Genomic DNA, 4,723 nt, shown 5'->3' with positions numbered 1-4,723 from the left:
TACTGCGGCAGCAGCGGCTCCAGCCGGGCCCACTGGGAGTCGGATAACATGGGTTTTGCCATCCCCAGTTTTTCACAGATCCGTCGTAAAGGTACAAGGGAAAAGTACTTACAATTTGTCAGCTTGTGAAACCGCTTCTAGGCACTATTGATGAATTGCTTTCTCAAACCGAGAAGAATCCAGCGGGGAGATTGATTTCCAAAAAGGAAGCAAAATCAATCAGGCTGCATTTTAACAATTTCTTTGGAGCCGATTGCGAGAGTGAAAAAATGGGATGGGAGGAAGTTACATCGAGAGTAATGAACGTAGATTTATTGCTTGATCCAAAACATTACGCAAAGAAACTCGCTACAGCGGAAAGTATTCACCAAGCACTATTCGAGCTTAAAATGGCCGTGTTAAACGAGCTTACTGTTTGGAAGTTTGTGATAATTGAAAACAAAAAAAGTGAATTTCTCGAACAAAAAAACCTTTTTGGAAAACAGGCAAGGAAAGCTTTTCCATCAGCCAGAGACGAAATTCGATTGGCTGGTAATTGTTTAGCCATGGATTTGAATACTGCCGCTGTATTTCACCTCATGCGAGCGGCAGAATTTGGGATGCGCACATTGGCCACGCATCTTAAAGTGAAGTTAAAAGGCAGACCGATTGAACACGGTGGCTGGAACGAACTGATTGAACAAATCGAAAAGAAGATTAGGCTAAGGCGGGATCGGTACGATAAGGGTAGGAGAAGGAATAAAAAGGAATTGGAGTTCATCAAATTTTGCCGAATGATGGCCGACGAACTCTACAAGTTCAAAGAATTTTGGAGGAACAACACCATGCACAGCATTTCCAGCTACAACGAAGCGGAAGCGCACGACGTTTATATTCGGGTGCGGGATTTCATGCAGAGATTGGCAGCACACATTTCCGAAAAAAATACTTAAACTGAACTTCTCAAGATTAAATTTTATGGCGAACAACCTTGAAACCGAAAAGAAAGTGATGGCCGTTTCCATGCTGGCGGAGGAAAACAGGACTATCTAGCACCGTTGCGAGTGGCGGTTTCGCATTTACACAAATGTGGGGCAATGTCCGCTCATTTCTCGGACAACTGGGCGGACCCCTTGTCCTTCGCGAGAAAATCCACTTTGGCGCTCAACTCGGGCGTCAGGTAACGGTCCGGGTTCTTGATCTGCACCTTCAGTTGCAGCGTACCTTTTTGCCGGTTGGCTTCCGGCGCCATTTCCACCACCACGCCGTCGTAAGCCTTGTCCGGATAGGCTTCGGGACTGACCCGGCATTTCTGTCCGAGGAACGCTTTCGCCACATCGGCTTCGTTCAATTCAATCTCCACCTGCAAATCCTTCGGGTCGGCGACTGAAATCAGCGCCGTGCTCGGTCCACGCGTGCCGCCGAAACTTTGCGGCACAACAAGTTCGTCGGGATTCACCAGTTTCTCCAGCACCACGCCGTTGATGGGTGACTTGATGACCGTCCAGTCGAGATACGTCCGGATGAGTTCGACCTGGCCTTCGACCTCCTTCACCGTGGCGCGCATTGCGTCCAGTTGCAGACGCGCGTCGTCCTCCGACTTCTGCATCTCCACGTTCTGCCGGACGAGCTCGTGCGCCCGCTTGAAATCCAGTTCCGCCTTTTCCACGGCGACCTTTGCGTTGGCCAGCCGGCCCTCGGTCTCGTGGAGACGCGCCTTGTACTCGGCATCGTCGAGCAGCACGACCACCTGGCCGTTCGTAACCGCATCGCCCTTCTTCACGCCGATCCACTTTACGACACCCAGAAAGCGCGGGCTGAGTTCGATCCGCTCGCGGTTCACGATGTAGCCGCTGACGGTCAACACCGAGCCTTCCACCCTGCCCGCCGTGGACGACGAAGCGGCAGCGGTATTTGTGCCGGCAAAGCCGCCGCCCAATCCCGGCGAATTGTCCCCGCCGGCCGGTTGCGACCCGAGGTTTCGATTCGATTTGAGACCGCTGCGATCCGAGTCCGACGCCCGGGGCACGGCGAAAAAGATCACGACGGCGGTCACGATGGCAACGCCGAGGATGATCGCCCACATCGGACGGGACGACCGGCGCTTTTGTCCCGCGGCGATGCGAAGCTGTTTCAGCTTTTCTTCGTTCATATTGATTTGAGCGCGGCAATCACCGGCAGACGCGCGGCGCGCAGGGACGGCAGGAAGCTCCCCGCCAGACCGATGACCACGGAAAAGGCGAACCCGATCAGCATGAGATCGGGAGTCACACGAAACTGGAAAACCGTTTCGGCGAACGATTGAAAATCCATGGTGCCAAACTGGATTTTGCCCACCACCACATAGGTATAGACGCCCAGCGAGAGCAGCGCGCCGAGGACACCGCCCATCGCGGCGAGGAACGCGCCCTCGATCATGAAGGACAACACAATCGAACTGCGCGAATAACCGAGCACCCGCAGCGTGCCCACCTCGCGTGTGCGCGCCGCGACACTGGCGTACATCGTGTTCATGGCGGCGAACACTGCGCCGATGGACATGGCGATGCCGAGGACGTACGCCAGGAATTTGAACGGCAGGGCGGTCATCGTCTGTTTGGAGTAATAGTCCATCTCCGGTTCGGCGCGCAGAGCGAGCCGTTTGTCCGCTTCGATGCGTTTCACGAGCGCGGCGGCGGCGACTGCATCGCGCGGACGCAGCAGGACGCTGGAGTACTGTTCGCGGTCAAAGATTGAACGGGCTTCATCGGCGTCCATCCAGGCTTCGTTGTCGAAGGCGCTGCCTCCGGCGTCGAAATGCCCGACCACCGTCAGCCGGTCCGCGCCCGTCTTGATCGTTCCGCCGGTCTCGAAGCCGGCGAACCGCGCGGCCATGCGCTGCGACACGACCACTTCGCGCCTGCCCGGTGTGAACCACCGTCCGTCGGTCAGCTTCGCCTGCGGCCGCAGTTCCATTCCGCGCGGGGTGATGCCGCGAATCAATGTGTTCGCGTCACCGGATCCATTGCGGCGTTGCGCGCTGACGATGAGCACGAGCTCCGCGGAGATCAAAGGCTCGCCACGCTCGTTGCGCGCGATCTCCTCGAAATAGCGCAGAGTCCGGAATTGTTCCCGGTTGACCAGACTGCCCGATTCCGCCTGCGAACCTTTGCGCACCACGAGAATGTTGCGGGGATCGCCGGTGTTGGCATTTGTGGCCTCGATGCCGCGGGCCAGAGCGCGCAACAACACGACGACCGCCACGACCAGCGCGATGCCAAGCACGGTGGCCAGCGTCGCCCGCCAGCGAACCACGACGTTACGGAAGTTGTATTTGAGTGGCAGGGCCATCGCTAATCCAATGTTTTCAATCCCTCCACCACGCTCATCCGGGCAACTGCGATCGAGGGCGCGATGGCGGCAATGATCGCCAGCAGGACCGCCACCACGGCGCCGGTAGCGATGATGCGCTGGGTGACCTCAAAATAAATCAGAAACCCTTTCGTGAGTTTCTGGAGGTCGGTGAACGTCCAGAAGGCCCAGGCGCCACCGATGCCGATGGTCGCACCGAGGGCCGCGAGGCCGAAGCTCTCCGCCAGAATAAAACTGAACAGTTCCCGCCGCCGGTAACCCAGCGCCTTGAGGATGGCGAGTTCGCGGAAGCGCTCGCGAATGGCCATGCTCATGGTGCTCACCGTCACCAGCATCAGCGTGAAGACCACCACCGAACTGATCGAGCCGATCAGCAGTTTCACATTGCCCAACATGCTGATGAAACTCATCTGGAAAGCGCGCTCGGTCTCGGCGCGCACCTCCGCCGCCGTGTTCTCGAAGGCCTTGTTCACGCGCGCGATCACGTCGTTGGCCACGCTCGCGGACGCAACCCGGATATACCAGGTGCCGACCGTTCCGATATCCCCCAGCAACTCGTCCAGCAGCTTGTGATGAAAGAACACACCGCGATCATCCACCGTTCCCTGGAACACTGCCGCAATTCGCAGGTCGAGATCCACCGGATAAAACGTCCCGGTGAAGCGCATTTTGTCGCCGATCTTCAAACCGTAACGTTTCATCGTATCGGCGCCAACCAGACACGAATTGCGGTCCTTGACGAAATCCTCGTAGGAACCCCCCGCGATCTTTCCCTCGACAATGAGTCCCGCAAACCTCGCCGGATCCACTGCGAACTGGGCGAAACTGGTCACCGTTTCGTCGCGGAAGTTGCCGCCGAAAAAAGTGAAAGGCGACACGGCCACGATGCCGGGGATTTTGTCGAGTGTTGCGAGCTGTTTGGCCGGCAGCGGCTGGGCCAGGGAGACCTTGTTGCGCACGATCACGCGCAACGACGCGGCCTCGGACTCGGGCGGGATCGTCAATTCGCGTTGCAAGGTCAGGAGCGTCACCAGCAGCGCGCAACTGACCGCCACACTGAGGACCGTCAGGCTGGCGCGGCGCTTGTTGCGCAGGGCGTTCTTTGCGATGAACGTGGCGGTGTTCATTGCCGGAGCGTGTGTTCGAGGGGCTGCGCCCCCACCCCGCTCCCGCCATCCACCAGTTCGCCCTTTTCCAGATGAATGGAGCGAGACCCGAACGCGGCCGCCTTGGGATCGTGAGTCACCATGATGACCGTCTTGCTCCCGCTGCGGCTGAGCGACTGCAATATGGCCATGACCTCCTGCGCCGACTGAGAGTCCAGATTGCCGGTCGGTTCGTCCGCGACGACGAGGCCCGGGTCCGTGACGAGCGCCCGCGCGATGGCAACACG

5 protein-coding genes are annotated in these 4,723 nt (G+C 58.0%); 1 reads left to right on the top strand and 4 read right to left on the bottom strand.

Annotated elements, in window-relative coordinates; genetic code table 11:
* Positions 1–125: 125 nt before the first annotated feature.
* Positions 126–932 (top strand): hypothetical protein, encoded by an 807-nt coding sequence (locus VN887_10150; GenBank protein HXT40373.1) that lies wholly within the window; start codon positions 126–128, stop codon positions 930–932.
* Between the two features lie 152 nt (positions 933–1,084).
* Here the strand turns inward: VN887_10150 and VN887_10145 are convergent, their stop codons facing one another.
* The 4 genes from VN887_10145 to VN887_10130 form a co-directional block, all read right to left on the bottom strand.
* Positions 1,085–2,131: an efflux RND transporter periplasmic adaptor subunit gene (locus tag VN887_10145; GenBank protein HXT40372.1), complete on the bottom strand. Its 1,047-nt coding sequence runs from the start codon at positions 2,129–2,131 to the stop codon at positions 1,085–1,087.
* Entirely contained in the window at positions 2,128–3,309 is a 1,182-nt protein-coding gene (locus VN887_10140) for an ABC transporter permease (protein ID HXT40371.1), read from the bottom strand. Before VN887_10140 ends, VN887_10145 begins: the two co-directional genes overlap by 4 nt.
* A 2-nt stretch (positions 3,310–3,311) precedes the next feature.
* On the bottom strand, positions 3,312–4,457 hold the full coding sequence (locus VN887_10135; protein ID HXT40370.1) for an FtsX-like permease family protein: 1,146 nt from the start codon (positions 4,455–4,457) through the stop codon (positions 3,312–3,314).
* Positions 4,454–4,723 (bottom strand): ABC transporter ATP-binding protein (locus VN887_10130; GenBank protein ID HXT40369.1); only part of this gene is annotated, 270 nt, incomplete at its 5' end. The genes VN887_10130 and VN887_10135, both read right to left, overlap by 4 nt.

The sequence above is a fragment of the Candidatus Angelobacter sp. genome, from assembly GCA_035607015.1.
Taxonomy (GTDB): Bacteria; Verrucomicrobiota; Verrucomicrobiia; order Limisphaerales; family AV2; genus AV2.
This window is presented reverse-complemented; position numbering and strand designations above follow the sequence as displayed.